The organism is Tsukamurella ocularis (assembly GCF_024807615.1).
Lineage (GTDB): Bacteria > Actinomycetota > Actinomycetes > Mycobacteriales > Mycobacteriaceae > Tsukamurella > Tsukamurella ocularis.
This window is the reverse complement of the sequence record NZ_JANUCJ010000001.1, coordinates 763,365-783,716: the sequence shown is the minus strand read 5'-3', so window position 1 is coordinate 783,716 and position 20,352 is coordinate 763,365. Positions and strand designations below refer to the sequence as shown.

Here is a 20,352-nt window from a genome sequence, read left to right as displayed (position 1 = left end):
GAGCTGTCCGTGATTCCGGTGCGGAGCATTGGGGAGGGCGATGGACCCGCTCGACTGGGAAGTGAGACTATCGAAGAATGTCTGCGTCCTCGCCGCCCGGAACCCCCGCGAACCCCGCCCTCGCGGCGGAGGCACGGATCGCGCGGACGGCGGTCGCCGTCTTCCCACTCCTGGTCCTGGTGGCGGGCGTCGTCGGGTACCTGACGCCGAGCACGTTCACGCCGCTCGCGCCCTCGGTGCCGTACCTGCTCGGCGTGATCATGTTCTGCATGGGGCTCACGCTGACCCCGCCCGACCTGGCCTCCGTGGCGAAGCGGCCCTGGGCGGTCGTGCTCGGCATCGTCGCGCACTACGTGATCATGCCGGGAGCGGGTTGGGTCATCGCCCACGGCCTGAACCTCGAGCCCGAGTTGGCGGTGGGCGTGATCCTCGTGGGCTGTGCGCCGTCCGGCACGGCGTCGAACGTTATGGCGTTCCTGGCCAAGGGTGACGTGGCGCTGTCAGTGGCGGTGGCCAGCGTTTCCACGCTCATCGCCCCGATCGTGACGCCGCTGCTGGTGCTGCTGCTCGCCGGTTCCTACCTGCCCATCGACGCCGGCGGGATGGTGGTCGACATCGTCAAAACGGTTCTGCTGCCGGTGATCCTCGGCGTGCTCGCTCGCCGGTTCGTGAAGAATCTCGTCGCGCGAGCGTTACCGGTGCTGCCGTGGGCATCCGCGATCGTCATCGCCTTCATTGTCGCGATCGTGGTCGCCGGCAGCGCGAGCAAGCTCGCCGCGGCGGGCGGCATCGTCTTCCTCGCAGTGTTGCTGCACAACGGCTTCGGGCTCGGCCTGGGCTACCTGGCGGGCAAGGTGGGTCGCCTCGACGACCGCGCCCGGCGCGCGCTCGCGTTCGAGGTCGGCATGCAGAACTCGGGCCTGGCGGCCACGCTCGCGACGGCGCACTTCTCGCCCCTCGCAGCGTTGCCCTCCGCGGTCTTCTCTCTGTGGCACAACATCTCCGGCGCCGTGGTCGCGGCGTGGCTCGCGCGCCGGCCCCTGCGTGAGGAGGCCCGCGCTACCGCACCGTGACAGGCTCCAGGCACAGCACGTAGTCCGTGCTCCGGCGGGTCTCGGTGAAGGTCTTGGTCACGGTCGGGTAGGCCGTCGTGCACTCGATTGCGTTCCTTGTGCCCTCCAGTCGACCGGCCACGCGGAACTCAGCCTTGGCATCGCCGCACGGCACGACCACGCCGAGCTTGTCGCCCGATGTCGAGACGCACTCGCCCGCGCTCGCGCCGGTCGCGTCGGCCTCGTGAAGCACGAACTTGTTGTAGAGGAGCCAGCCGAAGAAGGCGACCGGGATGATCAGGCCGAGCATGCCCAGCCGCTGGTACAGGGGCCTGCCCTCGTCCATCGGGTGCGCGTGTCCGTAGGACTGGACGGCCGGTAGGCGCTGCAGGCGGATCCGGATCACGAGGTTCCACAGCAGCGTCAGGGGGTTGATCAGGATCGAGAGGAAGCTCGTCCAGCCTTGCCACAGGCTCTTCGCGGACATCTCGCGGACCATCGCGATGCCACAGGATCGGCAGTACGGGCCGCTGAGCTTGAGGAATCGCATGACGATCAGGACGCCCTGATGCCCGCGGACGGTCGCCTTGATGGCGGGCGACGAACCGCAGAACGTGCAGGTCAGAGGGGCGTAGGGCGCAGTCACCGGACAAGTATCGACAACCATGTTTAGGTATGCAAGATAATGTGATCGCTGATACATCATGTGTCGCCGGGGTCAGCAGGCGCGGTGCCGACGTACGGCTTCTCGGCTGCCGCAGCGCGGCGAGCAGTACCGCTGCCGGCCGTTGCGGGAGACGTCCGCGAACACCGCTTCGCAGTCCGACGAGGCACACCGGCCCAGCCTGCCCATGCCGCGCGTGGTCAGGTGCAGAGCCGTCCCGGTGAGGATCAGGACGGCGAGCTGGCCGGTGAGTGTTGCGCCGGACTCGCGGTAGTGGATGTGCCAGCCGGTGCCGGCGTGGTCGGTGACCCGCGGGTGGGAGGCGTGCTCCGCGAGGAGCCCGTTGAGCCGATGCACCCGGGTCGTGACATCGTCGGCGTCCACCACGGTGAGCCAGGCGTCGATCAGGGCGTCGCAACCGGCGAAGTCCTCCGCGCCGACGGTCTCGACGAGCATGTCGTGCGCGTCGCACCGTCGGACCAGGTCGTCGAGGTCGACGGCCGGAGCGTTCGCCAGGTCGACCGCGAGCAGGACCGGTCCCTCGCCGTAAGGGTTGATGTGCACAAGGCCATTACAGCACGATCGACCGGTGCCCGACATCACCACGACGACGCTCCTGCTCCTGCTCCTCGCCGCCCTCGCAGCCGGCTGGGTCGACTCCGTCGTGGGCGGGGGCGGGCTGATCCAACTGCCCGCACTGCTCATCGCCTTCCCGACGGCCGCGCCGATCCACCTGCTCGCGACCAACAAGATGGCCTCGATCGCCGGCACGACGACGAGCAGCATCACCTACTGGCGGCGCGTGCGGCCCGACTGGCGGACCGCCGTAGCGCTGGCCGTCCCCGCGTTCGCCGGCGCGATCGCGGGCTCGCTCATCGCTTCGCACATCCCGCGGTCGGCGTTCAACCCGATCATCCTGGCCGCGCTCATCGCCGTCTTCGTCTACACGCTGCGCCAGCCCGACCTCGGCGACGAGACGGACCTGCGCTACCGCGGGCACCGTCATCTCGTGACGGCCGGGGTGGCCGGGTTCGCGATCGGGGTCTACGACGGTGCGCTCGGCCCCGGCACCGGATCATTCCTCGTCTTCGCGATGGTCGGCCTCATGGGCTACGCCTTCCTGGAGGCGTCGGCGAAGGCGAAGGTCGCGAACTTCGCGACCAACCTCGCCTCGCTCGTGGTCTTCCTGCCGCAGGGCGCGGGCTACTGGAAGCTCGGCGTCGCGATGGCGTGCGCCAACGTCGCGGGCGGCTACCTCGGCGCGCGGACCGCCGTCGCCAAGGGCAGCGGCTTCGTCAAGGTGGTCTTCCTCGTCGTGGTCTCGGTGTTCATCTGCAAGCTCGGCTACGACGTGATGCGGCAGTTCGCGCGGTGACCGCCCGGCAGCGTCGGCGCGATCAGGCGATGACGACGCCGTGCATCACCACGCTCTTCGCAGCCTCGCTGAAGTCCCCGGCCTCGTCGCCGTCGGGCGAGCCACCGATGAGCGTGGTGGAGAGCGAGACCAGGTGCTCGCCGTCCTGCGCGTACATCTCGTTCCGGAGCGTCACCATGTCGTACCCGCCGACGCGGCGGTGCTTGTCCACGTACACATGGATGGTCAATTCATCACCCGCGACCACGGGCCGGTGGTAGGTCATCGCCTCGTCGGCCTGGATCAGCTGGCTGGCGCCGTACCCGATCACGGAGTCGTCGAAGAGCGGGCGGTTGGAGACGATGCCCGCGACGCTCACGAGCATCGGCGGCGCGACCAGGTCGGTGTAGCCGGCGGCGCGCGCCGCCTCGACGTCGAAGTGCACCGGGTCGGTGAATTGGGAGGCGAGTGCATACTCGCGGATCTTCTCGCGACCCACGAGGTAGGTGTCGCGGTGCACGTAGTGGTGGCCGACGGCGCTCGCGGTGCGCGCGCTGATCTCTTCGGGGGTCAGCGGGGTGGCGGCGGTGTCATTGGGCATCCGACCACGGTATCGGCGTAGGCGCGCGGATGACTTGTCCGAACCTCCAACGATTCCTGTTCCGCCTTGGTCGCCGTGGTCGCGGCGGGCTCGCCGAGGTGTGGCCGAGTTCACGTCGACGTCGACGGTTTGCGTTGCACCCCATGGATCGCCGTAAAATGAGTCGGTGAGTGAAGCCGGTGGTGCAGTCCCCGAAGACCCGACCGACCTCGAAGCGTGGCGTACTGCCAACGAACTGTCCGTGCCCTTTTCCGAGGCGCTGGATCTGTGGGCGGAGACCGCGCACGCCGCCCTCGTCGAGCTGGCAGGTCGCTACGGATCGTTCATCTCCTTCGCCGAACTCGCTGCCCGCGCGCAGGCCGACGCCGGCGTCGCCACCCGCGCCCCCGTGCGCCTGTGGGTCGCCGCGCTGCAGCGCCGCGTCACGGACCGTTGCGAGGCCGCGGGGGAGCCGCCCCTCGTCGCGCTGATGGTCGCGCACGACCAGACCGTCGGCGAGGGCTACGCCTACGCCGTCGCCGCGGCGGGGCTGCCCGTTCCCGAGAACCTCGATCAGCATGCGGCCGCGGCGCGCTTCGCCTGCTACCTGCACTTCGGGGCGACGATGCCCGCCGGCGCGGCACCGCAGCTCACTCCCAAGCTGGAGGAGGCCCGACGGGCCGCCGCGGCCCGCGTCGCGAAGGTGAAGCCCGCGAAGGCCGCCTCGAACGGCCGCGTCGTCAAGGCTCGCACTCCTGCGGCGCCGCGGGCCACGAAGGCACCGTCGGCGCGGCCGACCAAGGCGGCGCCCGCCAAGCCCGAGCCCCGCCCGGCGAAGCTGTGCCCCCACTGCTTCACCCAGCTCGCCGCCAACGGCGAGTGCGGCTTCTGCTGAATCCTCCATCCCGCGTTCGTTGTTCGCTACACTGAACGCCGGGTCGCCGGACCCGTGCCGTTGAAGCGCACATTTCAGCGCCACGGCGAGTGCAATCGCATCGGTCCGGCTGGGGCGTGGCTACGATAGCCGCGGAGGTACGCCGGGACCCCGCGGAACCACTCCTGCGGATCGTCGAACGCTCGGTGCAGAGTCGTGAATTCTCCTTTGTCGCTGGATGTATCGCTGCTGTACGTGCACGTCTCGAATTGGGAGTACCAGTGCTGCGGCGCGGTACCTCGCGTCGGCGGCGCCGTGCGCGGCTCGCTCACCCTGCACCCCAGCCGGCGGCCGGGCTACCCGGCGCCGGAGGTGCTCGACTGGGAGCCGGCGACAGGCCTGGTCCGGGTGGGCGACCTGTACGCGCAGCTGGGGTTCTCGGTGACCGACCCCTATCGCACCGATCTCATCGTGAGCCTGGGCTGGCACGACGCCGGGCCGGCGCCCACGGTGCTCGGCACCGTCGAGGTGCTGCTTGAGGAGATCGGCACGTACGCGCGCGAGCGTTCGGGCGAACTCGACATCGACCCCGCCTCCGTGGAGTACCGAGAGGTGCGCGAGGCCACGATCTGGCCCGAGGACCGGCCCGAGGTCGGCGGGCCCGCCGCAGCGGGCGTGATCGCCGGGGTCCGGCTCGCTGGCGTCGTCCCGGCCGTGGATCCGGCGCAGGTCCGTGCCGAGGGCCTGCGACTGTTCACCGACGCCGTCGTCTGATCCCACGGTCCACGTCCCCACCCCGCGTGCCGATGCGGCCGCGGTCGGGCGATCAGGCCGCGATGGGCTCAGGCTCGGCCGCGCGGGCGCGGGCGCGCGGGATCACCCAGCACATCGCGGCGGCGCCCACGCAGAGCGCGCCCGCGGTGTAGAAGGCCGGGTCATAGCCGCCCGAGGCGTCGCGGATGTAGCCGGCGCCGAATGCCGCGACCGCGGCGCCCAACTGGTGCGAGGCGAAGATCCAACCGAAGACCACCGGCGTCGACTCGCCGAAGTGCTCGCGGGCCAGGGCCATCGTCGGCGGCACCGTCGCGACCCAGTCGAGGCCGTAGAACAGGATGAAGACCAGCAGGCCGGGCGCGATGCTGGGCGAGAGCAGCGCGGGCAGCAGCGCGAGCGCGAGGCCGCGGCCGAGGTAGTAGGCCACCAGCAGGATCCGCGAATCCACGCGGTCCGTGAGCCAGCCCGACGCGATGGTGCCGACGACGTCGAAGACGCCGATGACCGCGAGTAGTGAAGCGGCCGTGGTCGCGGGCATCCCGTGATCGCCCGCGGCGGGGATGAAGTGCGTCTGTAGCAGGCCATTGGTCGTCGCGCCGCAGATCGCGAAGCTCGCGGCGAGCAGCCAGAAGGCGGGTCGCCGGGCGCCCATCACGAGCCCCGCGAAAGCCGCACGCACCGCGCCGCGCGTCGGGGCGGGCGGGGGTGCGACCTCGTCGGCGCCGAAGGGCGGGAGGCCCAGCTGCGCCGGCCATGACCGGAGGAACAGTCCGGCGACGGGGATCACCGCGACCGCCACGGCGGTGACCACGAGCGTCGCCGTTCGCCAGCCGTGCGCCTCGGAGAGCGCCGCGACCACGGGCAGGAAGATCAGCTGGCCGGTGGCGCTGGCGGCGGTCAGGACGCCCGTCACCAGGCCCCGTCGGGCGACGAACCAGCGCATCGCGATGGTGGCGACGAAGGCCGTCGACAGCGAGCCGGTGCCCAGGCCGACCAGCACGCCCCACAGCAGCATCAGCTGCCAGGCGTCGGTCATGAACACCGCGAGCCCGGTGCCCGCGGCGACGAGCGTCAGCGCGCCGATGACCACGGGCCGCACGCCCAGCTTGTCCATGAGCGCGGCGGAGAACGGCGCGGTGAGCCCGAACAGCGCCATGTTCACCGACATCGCCGCGCCGATCGTCGCGTGCGACCAGCCGAACTCCATGTGCAGCGGGTCCATCATGACGCCGGGCACGGACCGGAAACCGGCCGCGCCGAGCATCGTCACGAAGGCGACGCCGGCCACGATCCAGGCGTAGTGGGGCGCGCGCAGGCGCCTCGGCGGAGTAGTCACCGGACTAGATTCCCGGATTCCGCGGGCGCGAACCAGTGGCATTAATGACAAGATATGAAAGAATCGTGCCATGCACACCGTCGCCGTCCTGCTGCTGGAACCCATCGTCGGCTTCGATGCCGCGATCCCGCCGCTGTGCTTCTCCGAGGCCACCGACGAGGCAGACCGGCCCCTCTACCGCGTCATCACCTGCGGCGTCGATCGGAGTCCCGTCCGCGCGACGGGCGGCTACGCGATCACGCCAGAGGCGGGCCCCGAGGCCCTCGCCCTCGCCGACACGGTGATCGTGCCCGGTACGAAGATCAATGGCCCCCGGTTCGACGGCACCCTCCCCGACGACATCCGCGCCACCCTCGCCACCATCCGTCCGGGCACACGCGTCGTCTCCATCTGCACCGGCGCCTTCGTGCTCGCCGCCGCGGGCCTGCTCGACGGGCGGAGCGTGACCACCCACTGGAAGTACGGCGCGCAGCTGCGCAAGCTCTACCCCGCCGTCGGCCTCGTCGATCACGTCCTGTTCACCGACGACGGAGACGTCTTCACCTCCGCCGGGCTCGCCGCCGGCCTCGACCTGTGCCTGCACCTGATCCGCAGCGACCACGGCGCCGCCGTCGCCAACAAGGTCGCGCGACACTGCGTGGTGCCGCCCGCCCGCGAGGGCACGCAGGCGCAGTTCGTCGACGTCCCCGTGCCGGTCAGCGGGGCGGGCAGCACCGTCGAACCGCGGGACTGGGCCGTCCGGAACCTGCACGAGAACCTGTCCGTCGAGGTGCTCGCGCGGCGCGCGGGGATGTCGGTGCGCACCTTCAATCGGCGGTTCCGCGAGGAGACGGGGCAGACGCCCGGCGCGTGGATCCTGCGCCGCCGCCTCGACCGCGCCCGTGAGCTGCTCGAGACGAGCGAGCTGTCCGTCGACGCCGTCGCACGGGATTCCGGCCTCGGCACCGGCGCCAGCCTGCGGGCGCACCTGCGCCGCGATACCGGCATGACGCCGCTCGGCTACCGTCGCGTCTTCCGGGACGCCCCGGTCGCGTGAGCGGCGTACCGTCGGGCCCGGGCGACCGCCGGCGGGCGGCTGGACGGGGCCCGGGGGTCACCGGGCAAAATGAACGGATGCAGAGTCGGGTAGCGCCGCTCACCGGGCTGCGTGCCGTCGCGGCGGCCACGGTGTGCCTGACGCACGCCGCGTTCTCGACGGGGCACTACACCGACGACTTCGCCGGGCACCTGTGGGCGCGGTTCGAGATCGGCGTCCCCATCTTCTTCGCGCTGTCGGGCTTCCTGCTGTTCCGGCCGTGGGTGCGCCTGCTGCAGGACGGCACGGGGCACCAGCCCGACCTGCGGCGGTACGCCTGGCACCGGTTCCGGCGCGTGGTGCCGGCGTACTGGGTGGTCGTGGTCGTGGTGTACGCGCTGGGGCTCGTCCGGCACGAGCCGAACCCGTCGGGCCGGGGCGTCGACGGGCTGCTGCGGAACCTCACCTTCACCCAGATCTACGGCTTCGGGCACCTGCGGGTGGGGCTCACGCAGGCGTGGAGCCTCGCCGTGGAGGTGGTCTTCTACCTGGCGCTCCCGCTGATCGGTTGGGCGCTCACCGTGGTCCTCTGCCGCTATCGGTGGCGGCCCGCGCGGCTGCTGGCCGGCCTCGCCGCCGTGGCCGCGATCACGCCCGTGTGGATCATGATCGCCCCCGGCATCGAGCGCACGGCCCGCATGTGGCCGCCCGCCTACCTGTGGTGGTTCGTCGGCGGCATGGCCCTGACGGTGGCAGTCCCCCTGGTCCGACAGTGGCCGCGGTGGGCCACGCCCGCGTGCCTCGCCGTCGCCCTTACGGGGTTCGTCGTCTCCGCCCTGCCGGTGATCGGCGGCCCGCCCACGATGGTGCCGGCGAGCCAGGCGGAGGCCCTGGTGAAGTCGGCGCTGTACCTGCTGATCGCGACCGCGCTGATCGCCCCGCTCGGGCTGGCGCCGGGCGCGCGGTCTCCGTACCACCGGCTGCTCGGCAGCCGTCCGATGGTGTGGCTGGGCGGGATCTCCTACGAGTACTTCCTGGTGCACCTCATCGTCATGGACGTGCTGCTCCTCGACGTCTTCGGCTGGGGGCCGTTCACCGGGAACATCGCCGTCGCCTTCCTTGCGACCTCGGTCGTCACCGTCGTGCTCGCGTGGGCGCTGCGCGCCGCCCTGCCCTTCGGGGATGATGAAGGCCGCACGTCGACGCAGAAGGAGGTGACGGATGTCCGCGCAGGAGCCTGAAGTGCACATCGAGGCGCCGGTGCGTCGCTGGTGCGACGCGCGCGCCATCCCCATGCCGCGGCGCGAACTCTCCGACGAGGCTGCGCTGCTCATCGCCGCGGGGCACCTGCAACCCGCCGCCCGCGAGGTGGTGCTCAACCGGTTCGACACCGAGCGTGCGTTCCCGGACATCGGCGGGTACGCCAAGCTGCGCCGGCTCAGCCGGATCGCCGAGCACGAGGCGCCGCCACCCTCGGCCGACGGTGTCCCGGCCAACCCCTTGCAGCAGGCCAAGGCCGCCGCCGATGCCGTCCGCGGGGCTGACGCGCGGCGCAAGCTCGCCGGCTTCCGACACGCCTTCACGCTCAACCGCATCTCCTTCGCTGCGGGCGTCCGCGCCGTGCGGCGCGCCCGCAAGGACGCGGTGCACCTCGATCTCGACGAGCGCGACGCCCTCTTCGATGCGCTCTGCCTGACGCCGCTGCCGCTCACCCCGTCGGCCGCAGCGGTCGCCGCGCGGACCGTCGCACGGGTGGCCGGACCGGCCCTGCGGCTCGCCCCGCAGCTCGCGGGCTGGGTCGACGGTCACGGCGCCCCCGACGAGGGCCTGCTCGTCTTCGAGAACCGCTACGACGTGCTGCTCTTCGTCGCCGGCCTGGTCTACGACAAGGTCAGCTACTCCCGGTCGGTGAGCGCCGGCGAGTTCGACGAGCAGCTCGGTCAGCTCGACCTGCCGACCGACCTGGTGCAGATCTCCGTCGACGTGATGCAGCTCAAGTGCGTCTGGGGTCAGCTGCGGTACGCGCCGGGCCTCGCCGACGGCACCCGATCGAGCGAGCTGGACACGGTGTGGGACGAGCTGGTCGACCGAGTCACCGCGCTCACGCGCGTCGGCGACCTCGTGGACGTCGCCGACTCCAAGCGGCCGCGGCGGCTGTCGATCGAGTCGATCGACCAGCAGATCCACGAGCTGGTGCAGCGCTCCGGGGAGCGCGAGATCTCCACGCAGAGCGCGCGTCGCGTCGCCGGGCAGATCATGGGCGCCCGGGGCGACCTCCCGCCGGCGCTGCCCGACGGTGTGCGGCGCGCTCTGCCCGGCGCGGCGGGGGCGCGGCCCGGATCCGCATCGGAACTAACGGATTCGGCTCGGCCGGGTGCGGCACTTCCGGGGGAGGCGCCGAAGGCGTGGAAGCCCGCGCCTGCTCAGCCGCGCGACCAGGACGCGAGGTAGGTCTTCTCCTCGTCGGTCAGGCGGCGCAGGCTGCGCTTCTCGATGTCGACGACCGCCATCTGCGTGGTCGCGAGGATCGCCGGCTTCGACTCGGGCGCAGATTCTTTCGCGCGGACCTCGTAGCCGATGGTGAAGTCGACGCTGCGGTTCGACGCGATGTACATGCCCACCTGGACGGGCGAATCCTCGTGGTACAGCTGTGCCTTGTACTTGATCGCGACGTCGGCGATGAAGGCGCTCTTGATCAGCGGCGCGTACTTCTCGCCTGCGGAGAGCAACCACTGGATGCGGGCCTCCTCCAGGAGTGTCACCATCCGCGCGTGGTTCACGTGGCCCAGCGCGTCCATGTCCGACCAGCGGACGGGAACGTGTGCGGTGAAGGCGAACTCGTACTTGCCGAGGCTCACCGCCGCCACCCCGTGGCGAAGGCGAGGAAGGCGTCGTTCTCCTCGGGAGTGGTGACGGTGATGCGGACCCCGGCACCGTCGAAGCCCCGGACCAGGAGGCCGGCCTCGGCGGCGTCAGCGGCGAAACGTAGGGCGTCGGCGCCGAGGGGGAGCCAGACGAAGTTGGCCTGCGTATGCGGTACCTCGAATCCGGCCTGCAGCAACGTGTCCCGGGCGCGGGTGCGCTCGGCGACGACGGCCTCGGTGCGGGCGAGCAGCTCGTCGTTGGCTTGCAGCGAGGCGATCGCGGCGGCCTGTGCGGGCACGCTGACGGAGAAGGGCAGGTGCACTTTGGTGAGCGCGGCGATGAGCTCCGGGTCGGCTATGGCGTAGCCCACCCGCAGGCCCGCGAGGCCGTAGGCCTTGGAGAAAGTGCGCAGCGCGATCACGTTGCGGTGCCGGGAGATCAGGGCCGCGCCGTCGATGCGCTCGCCGGTCTGCTCGTTGGCGCGGTGGTACTCGTAGTAGGCCTCGTCGAGGGCGACGATCACGTGCGGCGGCACCTTCTGCAGGAACGTCTCGAGGGCCTCCTCGGAGACCGTCGTGCCTGTGGGGTTGTTCGGGTTGCACACGAAGATGAGGCGCGTGCGGTCGGTGATCGCGGCGGCCATCGCGTCCAGGTCGTGCGCGTGATCGGCCGTGAGCGGGACCTGGACCGGAGTAGCGCCGACGACGCGGGTCACGATCGGGTAGGCCTCGAAACTGCGCCACGCGAAGATCACCTCGTCGCCCGGGCGGCAGGTGACCTGTACGAGGTCCTGGCAGAGGGCGACGGAGCCGCAGCCCGCGTGCAGCTGGTCCTCGGTGGCGCCGGTGAGCTTCGCCAGTTCGGCCTTGAGCGCGATCGCGCCGTTGTCGGGGTACCGGTTGGCGCTGCGCAGCACCTCGGCAAGGGCCGCGGCGACCGACGGCAGGGGGCCGTCGACGATCTCGTTGGAGGCGAGCTTGATCGCGCCGGGCGCGGACTTCCCCGGGACGTACGCGGGGAGAGCGTCGAGATCGGAGCGGATGCTCAGCGGCGTGGGGCGGGGGGAGTTCTCAAGGGCCACCCGGCCAGGGTAGACCGACGACCCGGCCCCCGGGGCCACCGAGGCCGGTCCCGCATGGGACCGGCCCGATGACCGTCGGTGCAGCGGATCACTTGCCCGAGAGCTTGTCCTTGACGGCGTCGACGCCCTCCTTGATCTTGTCCGCGGCCTCGGAGATCTTCTCCTTCGCTGCGGCGAGGCCCTGATCCGCCTGCCCCTCGGCCTTGAGGTCGTCGTTGCCCGTGGCCGCGCCGGCGGCCTCCTTGGCGCGTCCCTTGAGGTCCTCCGCCTTGTTCTTGGCGTCGTCTGCGATGCCCATGGTCACATCCTCTCGATGGTCGTTGGATCTTCTTCTCGGGGGTGCTCCCCAAGTCTTCTGTCGCCGCGCCGGTCGTTCACGAGGACCTGGAACGCAACGTCGGGTCCGGTCGCTGCGGCCACGTCGTTGCGGGCGGCGGCCGCCAGTGCCGCGAGCTCGTCGACGGTTGCGCCGGGGGAGATCGCTACGGCAACCCGGATGACGGGCCGCCCCTTCTCGATCACGGTCGACGGGCGGGCGCGCCGGATCAGCGGGCTGCGCCCCAGGTCGGCGGCGACCGCATCGGCCACGCGCCCGAGGTCGACGGTGCCGTCGCCCGGGGTGTGCGCGGTCCGCGAGGCGGAGCTGCGCAGGTGCCGGACGAGCAGCCACAGCGCCACGAGCACCAGGACCGCGCCGGCGGCGCCGGTGACGGCGGGCCACCACGGCTGATCGGGCAGGTGAACGATCGTCGGGACCGAGACACGGTCGGCGGCGTCGGTCGCGGTCCGCTGGCCGAGCCGGTCGCCGAGCGCCCACAGGCCGCCGCCGAGCAGCAGGAGGCCGACGAGGCCGGCGAGCAGCCGGTCGATGACGCGGGTCGAGCCCTTCATCGGGCCACCTCCTCGGCGCTGCGGCGGTCGGGGGCGATCCGCCGGTGGAACCACAGTTCGTCGGAGACGGGAGTGTGGCTGCGGCGGCGCGGCTTCACCGCGGCGATGAGCAGCAGCAGGCCCAGCACGATGGCGCCGACCGTCGCGGGCCAGGCCCACCACGACCAGCGCACGTCGTCGGCGATGCGGGGCACCGCGTCGATCCAACGGCTCCCGGCGACCCAGCCGAGCGAGACCAGGGCGTCGCGGACCGCGACCACGCCGAGCGCGACGACGGCGAGCAGCAGCGGCACCGTTGCGATGCTGGCACCGGCCGTGCGGCGCGGTGCGTGGCGGCGCAGGTCGCGGGCCGTGGAAGGCGCGTCGGTCGCGGCGGCGACGGTGCTTAGCGCCTGGGTGGCGCGGGGATCCGTGCGGTCCTCACTGATCCGGGTGATGTGCACGTGCACCTCCTTCGGGGCCGTGCCGAGGCTGCGGGAGAGTTCGTCGTCGACGGCGGAGCGGACCGCGGGCACCAGGCGGGCGGAGTCGAGCGGCCACTGCGCGGCGATCTGCACATCGAGCTCGCTGCGGGCGCGGTCGGCGAAGCGGACGGACGGCAGTTGCCGCGTCGTGAGCCCGCGGACCCGCTCGGTGCCCGGCACCGAGAGCGCTGCGTGCTCGACCAACCGGCGCCGCACGCGGTCGTCGATGACGGTGCGGCCCCGGCCCGCGGTGTCGGCGGGCCGCTCGTCACCGGTATCGGCTCCGGTCGCCGCGGCGACGGTGTCGGCCGTGACCGCCGCGGCGAGCGGGCCGTCGGGGGTCACCGATTCGGTGGTCATTGTCAGCTCCGGTCGCGGCGCCGCAGGGCGGTGAGGTCGATCAGCCCGTCGAGGTGTGCGCCCACGGCCGCGCCGGCCGTGCCGAGGACGATCGCGAGCAGGAGGCCGACCAGGCCGCCGACCACGACGGCGATCGCCACGAGCAGGCCGATCACGCCTCCCCACACGGTGAAGTGTCCTGGCGTCATGCGGTGAACTCCTTCGGTGCTGCGGTGCCCTGCTCGGACACCGCGATATCGGATACGACGACGTCCACGGGGACTCCCGCGGCGTCGGAGGCGGCCGTACGGACGCGATCCGCGAGGTCGACGAGGTCGAGGTCGCGGCGGAACTCGAGCACGACGGCCACCTGCCCGCCGTCGTCGTCGAGCCGGATGCCGCGCACCGTCCGGCCCGGGAGGTGAGTGGCGGGGGCGCCGGGGCCGCCAGCGTGGACGCCCACGACCCCGTCGATCGCGGTCACGGCGGCCACGACCCCGTCCACCCGGGCGGCGCGTGCGGCGCTCACTGGACCCGCGACTCCGTCGACGTCTCGCCGGTGGCGACATCGTCGTCGTCGGCGAAGTGGACATCGTGGACGGTGACGTTGACCTCGGTCACCTCGAGACCGGTCATGGACTCGACGGCGTCGATGACGTTGCTGCGGATGCCGGCGGCCAGGTCGTGGATCGCGACGCCGTACTCGGCGACGATCGTCACGTCGACCGCGGCCTGGCGCTCGCCGACCTCGACGGTGACGCCCTGCGTGAGGTCCGGTGCGCCCGGGAGGGTCTCGCGGATGCGTCCGACGACGCGGGCGGCCTGGCCGCCGAGGTCGTAGACGCCGTCGACCTCGCGGGCCGCGATGCCGGCGATCTTGGACACGACCACGTCGGCGATGTTGGTGCTGCCGCGCCCGACCTGCGTCGCGACCGCGGTGCCGGGCTTCGTCGCCGTCGACTCGTCGGCGGTCGGGGCGGGCTTGGTGGTGGTCGAGGTCATCTTCGGTCTCCCTTGTGTCGACTGATGTACCGGGATCCGTTCCGGCACACTTGGTGAGTCGCCGTCTCTCGGAGATCGGCACGCGATTGTGATCCATCTCACACTTGGAGGGTGGTTGTTCGAATCGGAGCTGCTGCCGTCGCTGCCCGACGAGACCCTGGCGAGGCGCGCCCAGCGCGGCGACGCCGCGGCCTTCGACGTGCTCGTCCAGCGGCACGCCCCCGCGCTGCATCGGTTCGTCGCGCGGACGATGCCCGAACGCAGCGACTGCGACGACATCGTGCAGGAATCGCTCATCGCCGCGTGGAAGGCGCTCCCGAGCTTCGCCTTCCGCTCGAGCCTGCGGACCTGGCTGTTCTCGATCGCTGCCCGCAAGACCGCTGACGTGCTGCGTCGCCGCGCGCCCGTCGTCGACTCGGAGGCCGTCGACGAGGCCGTCGCGCGCGAGCCTGGCCCCGGTGAGAAGGCGACCGACAGGGACTTCCTCGACGCGCTCGCCCGGGAGCTGGGGCGCCTGCCATACCCGGCCCGTGCGGCCTGGTGGCTCCGCGAGGTGGACGGGCTCTCCATCGCCGAGATCGCGGGCGTTCTGCGGACGACGGAGGGGTCGGTGCGCGGCCACCTCCAGCGGACGCGGCAGCGCCTCGCGGAGACGCTGGGGGAGTACTGGCCATGAGCGATCCGACGCGGCCCACGAAGGCCGGACCGTTGTGCAATCCGACAGGACGTGGTCACACTGGGGGAGCGATGAGTTTCAGGCGACTGGAGAGTGGCGACGCCGAACCGGCGCAGGCCACCGATTGGATAGCCGACGCGACGCGTCGGCTCGCCGGGCTGTCCGGACCCGATGCCGAGACGCCCGAGGTCGATCCGCGCTGGGGCGCTGACGCCATCGACCGGCTGCGCGAGGCCGTCGCCCAGCAGGTCTCCGCGCTGCCCCGGCGGTCCCGCCCGATCTCGACGGTGCGGCAGGGGATCGCCGTGACCGAGCTGGCTCTCTCGAAGGCGATCACGGCGGCGCTCTCCGACGCCGCCGCCGCCGAGTCCGCCGCCGTCGCCGATGTCGCGCTCGATCTCACCGGCGGCGCACTGGCCGCGATCCACGTCCACCTCGTCGCGGTGGGGGCGGACGGCCGGTCGCACACGTTGTTCGACGGTGGCGAGCGCCTGCGGGCCCTGGCGGCCGACGTCGTGCGGCGCATGGTCGGCACCGTCGATGTGCGCATCGATCTCACCTGGGAGGACGTGCTCACGCCGGAGCCGATCTGAGCGCGCCACGCGGCCCGCACGTGAACGGAAGATGACCAGCGGTTTTGTGGGTTGCGGAGACGTTGTGTAATGTAGCTGCTCGGCGGTTGCGCGTGACCCGTAAGGATCGCTCGCGCAGCGCGTCCGATTTGGAGGCGTGCCAGAGCGGCCGAATGGGACTCACTGCTAATGAGTTGTCCGGCCAACACCGGACCGGAGGTTCAAATCCTCTCGCCTCCGCCACGTCGGTCTTCGGACCGGCGAGAATTGAATATGGGTATGCGCCCGTAGCTCAGTGGATAGAGCATCTGACTACGGATCAGAAGGTCAGGGGTTCGAATCCCTTCGGGCGCACAGAAAATACAGGTCAGGGCCGGTTTCCGATACAGGATTCCGGCCCTGACTCGTCTGGTCGCTGAACGGCACCATCATCGCGTTCTCCCCGGAGACGGACGCGAGTGCGCTCGGGCAGGCCTTCATCGCTCGGCTTCAGTAGATTTCTCTCCATGACCACAGGTTTCGTATCGATTGGCCGTGCTGCGCAGGATCGGATCTACCGCCGCGGCACCTTCGGATACCGACCCACTGTCCCCACTGAGACGGCACGTCTGGAGGCCGCCGCGAAGCGCAAGCTGGGCCGGGAGGCGTACGGCTACATCGCCGGGGGCGCAGGTTCGGGCGCGACGATGCGAGCGAACCGTGAGGCCTTCGATCGGTGGCGCATCGTCCCTCGGATGGGCCGCGATACGGCCGACCGGGACCTCTCGCTGCGAATGTTCGGCACCGTGCACCCGCACCCTGTGATCACTGCGCCGGTTGGCGCGCTGGATCTGGTGCGTTCTCGGGCGGATGTGGGCGTGGCCCGCGGCGCCCGGCAAGCCGGAGTGCCGATGACGATCTCAAGCCAGGCCGCGGCACCCATGGAGGCCATCGCCCGTGAGCTCGGCGACACTCCGTTCTGGTACCAGCTGTATTGGCCGCAGAGCGACGAGCTCGCGGTCTCGTTGGTCCAACGCGCTGAGCGGTGCGGTGCGAAGGCGATCGTCGTCACCCTCGACACCACCTCGCTGGGATGGCGCACAGAGGATCTCGATCGCGGCTTCCTGCCCTTCGCTCGCGCGCTCGGAATCGCGCAGTACACCTCGGACCCCGTCTTCCGACAGCAGGTGCGCGACCGGATCGCCGCACCCGCCGCAGTCGAGAAGCCCAAGGATCCGTTCCCGCGTCCGCAAGCAGTGCGGGCGCTGTTCGGTATGGCGAAGCGCGTGCCCGGTGGCTTCGTGCGCAATCTGGCCTCGCCGGTGCCTCGTGCCTCAGTCGAAACCTTCCTCGAGGGCTTCTCGCGGCAGGACCTCACGTGGGACCGGTTCACCTGGCTCAAGCAGCACACGTCGCTGCCGGTCCTGGTCAAGGGCGTGCAGTCCGCACAGGACGTGCGGCTCGCTCTGGACTCCGGCGCCGACGGCATGTGGGTGTCCAACCACGGCGGCCGGCAGGTCGACGGTGCGGTCGCCTCGCTGACGATGCTTCCCGAGATCGTGGAGGCCGCGGGCGGAGCACCGATCATCTTCGACTCGGGCGTACGCACCGGGTCCGACGTCGCCAAGGCGCTCGCTCTTGGAGCAGACGTGGTCGCGATCGGGCGACCGTGGACGTACGGACTCGCGATCGCCGGGGCGAACGGTGTGACTGCGGTTCTCAACCACATCCTGGCCGAACTCGATCTGACGTTGAGTCTGAGCGGTGTGAGGGCGGCGGCCGATCTCGAGCTGCGGCGCACGAACTGACCGATGCGGCTGCACAGACCTGGGGACTCCTTCGGATCCGGCGAGCCCAGCAGTCACTCCGAAGTCGACGCGAATGTGATGCGTGCACTTCCCAGTCGGTTCATCTGACCCGGCGCTTCCGCGATCGGGCTGGGCTACCGTCGAGGGAGACGATGGGAGCGGTATGGACGAGCGGGTGGAATCGACGCAGGCGGCGCGGGAGATGCTGGGCGAGTTGTGGGACGGCAACGGCCCGCTGCTGATCCACCAGAGCGGCGGCTGCTGCGACGGCTCGGCGCCCATGGTTTTTACCGTCGACGAGTTCCGTGTGGGTGATGCCACCGTGCGGCTCGGCACCGTCGAACTCGGGGATGGGCGCGACGTGCCGGTCTGGGTCTCTGACGGCGAGGCCCGGGTGTGGGCGAACAGCGTGCTCGTCCTGGACCTCGCGCCCGGCCGCGCCGCCGGCTTCTCGCTCGAGGGCTCCACGGGCAAGCGGTTCGTCTCCCGGGTGCGGATCACGGGCGCCGACGGTGCCGCCTGCCCCGTCGTCCCACAGACGTGACTTGTGTTCGAGCGCGCTCGAAGTCCTAGCCTCGACCGTGAGGCCCGCGAACGACGGGCCGTCGGAAGGGGAAGCGCCATGCCCGAGCAGTACGACATCGACAGCGCCGAATCGATCGCCCGACGGGAAGCGGGGCTCGCGGTCCTCGAGACGATCGACGGCGAGGCCGGCCGGGCCGTCATCGACTCCCTGGGTGAGATCAGTCCCGCCCTCGCCCACCACGTGGCCGCGTGGGGATTCGGGGACGTCTACGCGCGGCCCGGTCTCGACCCGCGGAGCCGTCAACTGGTGACGCTGGGCGTGCTCAGCGCACTCGGCGGCGCCGAGCCGCAGCTCCGGGTGCACATCAACGCCGCGCTCAACGTCGGGATCACCCGCGACGAGGTCGTCGAGGCGCTGCTGCACGTCGCGCCGTACGCGGGCTTCCCGCGCGCCATCAATGCGACGCTGGTCGGACGGGACGTGTTCGCGGAGCGCGACGACTCCTGAGGGTGTCGGCCAGCCTGCGGTCCCAGCGCGACCACGACGCGGGCGGGAGCAGCGCCAGCCCGACGGCGACGCCAGCGAGGCCGATCGCGAAGCCGGCCGCGGTGTCGGAGAACCAGTGCACGCCCAGGTAAAGGCGGCTCGCCGCGACGGCGCCGATCACCGCGGCGGGCACGAGGAGTGCGAGCAGTCGCCGCCGGGCGGTCCAACCGGCGGTGATTGCCACCGTCGTGGCCAGGAGCAGGGCTGTCGTGCCGGTGACGTGCCCCGACGGGAAGCCGTAGTCGGTCTCGTTGGCGAGGTGGTCGATCAGCGGGGGTCGCTGTCGCGCGAAGGCGTACTTCAACGCGAGGGTCGCCGCGGAGGCGACGGCGGTGCTGCCGAGCACGAAGACGGCCGATGCCGCGGACCGGCGCCAGGCCAGGAGCGCCGCGACGGCGATACCGATCGCGATGGTGCCGCCCGGGGAGAAGACGTCGGTGATGAGCGTCATCACCGAAGTTGTCGCCGAGTCGCGGTGCTCGATCATCTCCTCGAGCACCTCGCCGTCGGCCTCGGTGACGGGCTTCCACCCGACGAGCAGGCCAAGCGCGACGACGGCTGCGACGAGCGCGACCGCGCCGGCCAGGTAGTTCCTGCTGGGTCGGGAGAAGGTGAGCATCCGACCAGATTGCCTGCGCGAAAGTCGTTCGCGCAACCCAAGACCGGGTAAAGCGCCCCTCATGACCGGGGGTTCCCGCATAGCGTGAGCGCATGCGGAAGAGGCTGAGGCGGCAGCGGCTACGGCGGCGGACTGCCGGAGGGCTACGGCAGGGTGCGGTGCGACATGAACGCCGCCAACGGGCTCGATCCGTGGCAACTCGGGGATCTGCTCGGCACCACGACGATCCCGGTGGACTGAGTCAGTCGCTCCACGGCGTGAAGGCCACGTCTGGCAGCGTCGGCAACCAGCCGTCGACCCAGGCGCCCGCGTAGGCGTGCTCGTCGCCGATCCGTAGTTCGACGAGGTGGCCGGGGAGCTCCGCGGCGACGAGCGGCAGGAGCTGTCGTCCCTCGACGGCGTGCGTCGCCGCGAGATCGTCCGTCCGCCAACCGGTCTCCCAGTGGAACCCGCGATCGAACGCCGCCTGCCAGGCGTCGAGCTCGCGGCCCAGGTCCTCGGGCAGGTCGAGGTCCTCGGGCCCGATGCCGCCGTACGTCGCCCACAGCGGCGGGCCCGAGTAGTCGTTCATGAGCCGGATCCAGCGTTCGGGCGCCGCGTCGAACTGGCGTACCTCGGTGCCCACGGGAAGCGGGGTCGCGCCCGAGGGGGACCACCCCGTCGCCCAGCCGCCGGTGTAGCCGCGCGCCGCGATCGGCCAGAGCCGGTAGTCGATGACGAAGCCCGGTAGTTCCGCTACCAGGGACTCGAGGATCGCGTCCGCTTCGCGCGCGTACTCAGCCGCTGCGCCATCGGAGCGCCAGCCCTCGTGGCCCAGGTGGTCACTCGTGAAGAGCGCGTGCCACGCATCCACGCGGTCCGCCAGCCCGGCGGACAGACCCAGGTCCGCGCCGGTCAGCGGGCGCAGGTTGTCCACACCGACGAGAGGCGAGGGTTCGAGGTCCGGGTACACGTGCAGGACGCGATCCGGAACGAGCGGGCTATCGGGCATCTGCCCAGGTTACGTGGGTGAGTGTGCGAACGCATCGACATATGGCAGGAGCGATGGTAGGAGAACTACCATCGACGGAGCGGGCCGGATCGTGATGCGCCGCCGCGCTCATCGCAGGCATCGACGCACCCTTGATCAACCTTCCCGTCACTGAGCACCGACGGGTGGTCGCGGCTCTGGGGGCGCGAGGGATCGGTGGGGGCGCGACGTACGACGCGCTGGTGGGCACAATCGCGGCGCATCACCGGGATGACCCTCCTGACCGCTGACCTGCGGGCCCCGCGCACCTATGAGGCGGTCGGGGCCGCCTACCGGACGGTGTGAAAGCGGCACCGTCGGGCCAG

26 protein-coding genes and 2 tRNA genes are annotated in these 20,352 nt (G+C 71.2%); 14 read left to right on the top strand and 14 right to left on the bottom strand.

Features of this window, described 5'->3' with window-relative positions:
- Window positions 1–77: 77 nt before the first annotated feature.
- On the top strand, window positions 78–1,073 hold the full coding sequence (locus HNP44_RS03950) for a bile acid:sodium symporter family protein (protein ID WP_259141362.1): 996 nt from the start codon (window positions 78–80) through the stop codon (window positions 1,071–1,073).
- Here the strand turns inward: HNP44_RS03950 and HNP44_RS03945 are convergent.
- A complete protein-coding gene (locus HNP44_RS03945; RefSeq protein WP_259141363.1) occupies window positions 1,060–1,698 on the bottom strand; it encodes an LppU/SCO3897 family protein in 639 nt (212 codons plus the stop codon). The genes HNP44_RS03950 and HNP44_RS03945 overlap by 14 nt on opposite strands.
- 72 nt (window positions 1,699–1,770) lie before the next feature.
- A complete protein-coding gene (locus tag HNP44_RS03940) occupies window positions 1,771–2,280 on the bottom strand; it encodes a CGNR zinc finger domain-containing protein (RefSeq protein WP_259141364.1) in 510 nt (169 codons plus the stop codon).
- Window positions 2,281–2,305: 25 nt separating this feature from the next.
- On the opposite strand from HNP44_RS03940, the gene HNP44_RS03935 reads away from it, so the two are divergent.
- The gene (locus tag HNP44_RS03935) at window positions 2,306–3,091 is read left to right on the top strand and encodes a sulfite exporter TauE/SafE family protein (protein ID WP_259141365.1); all 786 of its coding nucleotides are present in this window, start codon (window positions 2,306–2,308) and stop codon (window positions 3,089–3,091) included.
- A gap of 22 nt (window positions 3,092–3,113) precedes the next feature.
- Here HNP44_RS03935 and HNP44_RS03930 read toward each other — a convergent pair whose 3' ends face one another.
- Window positions 3,114–3,671, bottom strand: coding sequence for a MaoC family dehydratase N-terminal domain-containing protein (locus tag HNP44_RS03930; RefSeq protein ID WP_259141366.1), 558 nt, complete (start codon window positions 3,669–3,671; stop codon window positions 3,114–3,116).
- A 166-nt stretch (window positions 3,672–3,837) separates the two neighbouring features.
- Between HNP44_RS03930 and HNP44_RS03925 the strand changes: the two genes are divergently transcribed.
- Together HNP44_RS03925 and HNP44_RS03920 are read left to right on the top strand one after the other, a co-directional pair.
- On the top strand, window positions 3,838–4,545 hold the full coding sequence (locus HNP44_RS03925) for a hypothetical protein (RefSeq protein ID WP_259141367.1): 708 nt from the start codon (window positions 3,838–3,840) through the stop codon (window positions 4,543–4,545).
- Between the two features lie 195 nt (window positions 4,546–4,740).
- Window positions 4,741–5,298: a DUF6578 domain-containing protein gene (locus HNP44_RS03920; protein WP_259141368.1), complete on the top strand. Its 558-nt coding sequence runs from the start codon at window positions 4,741–4,743 to the stop codon at window positions 5,296–5,298.
- Window positions 5,299–5,350: 52 nt separating this feature from the next.
- Here HNP44_RS03920 and HNP44_RS03915 read toward each other — a convergent pair whose 3' ends face one another.
- Window positions 5,351–6,676, bottom strand: coding sequence for an MFS transporter (locus HNP44_RS03915; protein ID WP_374758728.1), 1,326 nt, complete (start codon window positions 6,674–6,676; stop codon window positions 5,351–5,353).
- Between the two features lie 28 nt (window positions 6,677–6,704).
- Between HNP44_RS03915 and HNP44_RS03910 the strand changes: the two genes are divergently transcribed.
- The 3 genes from HNP44_RS03910 to HNP44_RS03900 all read left to right on the top strand — a co-directional run bounded on the left by HNP44_RS03910 (window position 6,705) and on the right by HNP44_RS03900 (window position 10,100).
- Complete coding sequence (locus HNP44_RS03910) at window positions 6,705–7,670, top strand: GlxA family transcriptional regulator (RefSeq protein WP_259141369.1); 966 nt, start codon at window positions 6,705–6,707, stop codon at window positions 7,668–7,670.
- A 77-nt stretch (window positions 7,671–7,747) separates the two neighbouring features.
- Window positions 7,748–8,890 (top strand): acyltransferase family protein, encoded by a 1,143-nt coding sequence (locus tag HNP44_RS03905; RefSeq protein WP_259141370.1) that lies wholly within the window; start codon window positions 7,748–7,750, stop codon window positions 8,888–8,890.
- Window positions 8,871–10,100, top strand: a complete 1,230-nt coding sequence (locus HNP44_RS03900; protein ID WP_259141371.1) for a hypothetical protein — start codon at window positions 8,871–8,873, stop codon at window positions 10,098–10,100. The genes HNP44_RS03905 and HNP44_RS03900 overlap by 20 nt, the downstream gene beginning before the upstream one ends.
- On the opposite strand, the gene HNP44_RS03895 is transcribed toward HNP44_RS03900, so the two are convergent.
- From HNP44_RS03895 to HNP44_RS03860, 8 genes are all read right to left on the bottom strand, one after another.
- Complete coding sequence (locus tag HNP44_RS03895) at window positions 10,073–10,507, bottom strand: acyl-CoA thioesterase (protein WP_259141372.1); 435 nt, start codon at window positions 10,505–10,507, stop codon at window positions 10,073–10,075. The genes HNP44_RS03900 and HNP44_RS03895 overlap by 28 nt on opposite strands.
- A complete protein-coding gene (gene hisC, locus HNP44_RS03890; RefSeq protein ID WP_259141373.1) occupies window positions 10,504–11,595 on the bottom strand; it encodes a histidinol-phosphate transaminase in 1,092 nt (363 codons plus the stop codon). Before hisC ends, HNP44_RS03895 begins: the two co-directional genes overlap by 4 nt.
- Window positions 11,596–11,683: 88 nt before the next feature.
- Window positions 11,684–11,893 carry a CsbD family protein gene (locus HNP44_RS03885; RefSeq protein WP_259141374.1) on the bottom strand — a complete coding sequence of 70 codons (210 nt, stop codon included), beginning with the start codon at window positions 11,891–11,893 and terminating at the stop codon, window positions 11,684–11,686.
- A gap of 2 nt (window positions 11,894–11,895) precedes the next feature.
- Window positions 11,896–12,486, bottom strand: coding sequence for an alkaline shock response membrane anchor protein AmaP (locus HNP44_RS03880; protein WP_259141375.1), 591 nt, complete (start codon window positions 12,484–12,486; stop codon window positions 11,896–11,898).
- A complete protein-coding gene (locus tag HNP44_RS03875) occupies window positions 12,483–13,310 on the bottom strand; it encodes a hypothetical protein (RefSeq protein WP_259141376.1) in 828 nt (275 codons plus the stop codon). Before HNP44_RS03875 ends, HNP44_RS03880 begins: the two co-directional genes overlap by 4 nt.
- A 2-nt stretch (window positions 13,311–13,312) precedes the next feature.
- Entirely contained in the window at window positions 13,313–13,498 is a 186-nt protein-coding gene (locus HNP44_RS03870) for a DUF2273 domain-containing protein (RefSeq protein ID WP_259141377.1), read from the bottom strand.
- The gene (locus HNP44_RS03865; protein WP_259141378.1) at window positions 13,495–13,818 is read right to left on the bottom strand and encodes a hypothetical protein; all 324 of its coding nucleotides are present in this window, start codon (window positions 13,816–13,818) and stop codon (window positions 13,495–13,497) included. The genes HNP44_RS03870 and HNP44_RS03865 overlap by 4 nt, the downstream gene beginning before the upstream one ends.
- Window positions 13,815–14,291, bottom strand: a complete 477-nt coding sequence (locus HNP44_RS03860; protein WP_259141379.1) for an Asp23/Gls24 family envelope stress response protein — start codon at window positions 14,289–14,291, stop codon at window positions 13,815–13,817. Before HNP44_RS03860 ends, HNP44_RS03865 begins: the two co-directional genes overlap by 4 nt.
- A 115-nt stretch (window positions 14,292–14,406) precedes the next feature.
- Here HNP44_RS03860 and HNP44_RS03855 point away from each other — a divergent pair, with 115 nt between their 5' ends.
- The 7 genes from HNP44_RS03855 to HNP44_RS03825 all read left to right on the top strand — a co-directional run bounded on the left by HNP44_RS03855 (window position 14,407) and on the right by HNP44_RS03825 (window position 18,359).
- On the top strand, window positions 14,407–14,967 hold the full coding sequence (locus tag HNP44_RS03855) for an RNA polymerase sigma factor (RefSeq protein WP_259141380.1): 561 nt from the start codon (window positions 14,407–14,409) through the stop codon (window positions 14,965–14,967).
- Between the two features lie 71 nt (window positions 14,968–15,038).
- On the top strand, window positions 15,039–15,560 hold the full coding sequence (locus tag HNP44_RS03850) for a hypothetical protein (RefSeq protein WP_259141381.1): 522 nt from the start codon (window positions 15,039–15,041) through the stop codon (window positions 15,558–15,560).
- A 130-nt stretch (window positions 15,561–15,690) separates the two neighbouring features.
- Window positions 15,691–15,782: transfer RNA gene (locus HNP44_RS03845), tRNA-Ser, on the top strand.
- A 38-nt stretch (window positions 15,783–15,820) separates the two neighbouring features.
- A tRNA-Arg gene (locus HNP44_RS03840) sits at window positions 15,821–15,893 on the top strand.
- A 152-nt stretch (window positions 15,894–16,045) separates the two neighbouring features.
- The gene (locus HNP44_RS03835) at window positions 16,046–17,326 is read left to right on the top strand and encodes an alpha-hydroxy-acid oxidizing protein (RefSeq protein WP_259141382.1); all 1,281 of its coding nucleotides are present in this window, start codon (window positions 16,046–16,048) and stop codon (window positions 17,324–17,326) included.
- A 163-nt stretch (window positions 17,327–17,489) separates the two neighbouring features.
- Window positions 17,490–17,870, top strand: coding sequence for a DUF779 domain-containing protein (locus HNP44_RS03830; protein WP_259141383.1), 381 nt, complete (start codon window positions 17,490–17,492; stop codon window positions 17,868–17,870).
- A gap of 78 nt (window positions 17,871–17,948) precedes the next feature.
- Entirely contained in the window at window positions 17,949–18,359 is a 411-nt protein-coding gene (locus HNP44_RS03825) for a carboxymuconolactone decarboxylase family protein (RefSeq protein ID WP_259141384.1), read from the top strand.
- On the opposite strand, the gene HNP44_RS03820 is transcribed toward HNP44_RS03825, so the two are convergent.
- Both HNP44_RS03820 and HNP44_RS03815 read right to left on the bottom strand, forming a co-directional pair.
- Window positions 18,307–19,017, bottom strand: a complete 711-nt coding sequence (locus HNP44_RS03820) for a phosphatase PAP2 family protein (protein WP_259141385.1) — start codon at window positions 19,015–19,017, stop codon at window positions 18,307–18,309. The genes HNP44_RS03825 and HNP44_RS03820 overlap by 53 nt on opposite strands.
- 241 nt (window positions 19,018–19,258) lie before the next feature.
- Window positions 19,259–20,008: a hypothetical protein gene (locus HNP44_RS03815; RefSeq protein WP_259141386.1), complete on the bottom strand. Its 750-nt coding sequence runs from the start codon at window positions 20,006–20,008 to the stop codon at window positions 19,259–19,261.
- Between the last annotated feature and the right edge of the window lie 344 nt (window positions 20,009–20,352).